The 211-nt window shown below is 66.4% G+C and carries 1 protein-coding gene; it reads right to left on the bottom strand.

Annotated features, from left to right (window positions below; genetic code table 11):
- Window positions 1-82: 82 nt before the first annotated feature.
- Window positions 83-211, bottom strand: a 129-nt coding sequence (locus EXE42_RS18350; RefSeq protein WP_342766607.1) for a sodium/substrate symporter small subunit, incomplete at its 5' end; no start/stop codon positions are given.

The following is a 211-nucleotide window of genomic DNA, read 5'->3' as shown; positions in this document are numbered from 1 at the left end:
ACGAGCAGCGCCGGCCCGATCTTGAACGAGATGTCGAGCGCCTCCGGGAGCAGTTCGCTCTGAAGGAGCAGCGAGCCCGCCGTCATTCGTCTACCCCTCCGTCGGTCGCCGCGACATCATTGTGCTCGATGCCGTACTTCTCGTCGAGCGCGTCCCGCTTTCGCGAGTACCAGAACGCCAAGACGAGGGCGCTGGTCGGCGCGCCGAACGC

This window comes from Halorubrum sp. SP3, assembly GCF_005435195.1.
Classification (GTDB): domain Archaea; phylum Halobacteriota; class Halobacteria; order Halobacteriales; family Haloferacaceae; genus Halorubrum; species Halorubrum sodomense.
Note: the sequence above shows the minus strand (reverse complement) of the source record. Positions and strands in the feature narration are given on the sequence as shown.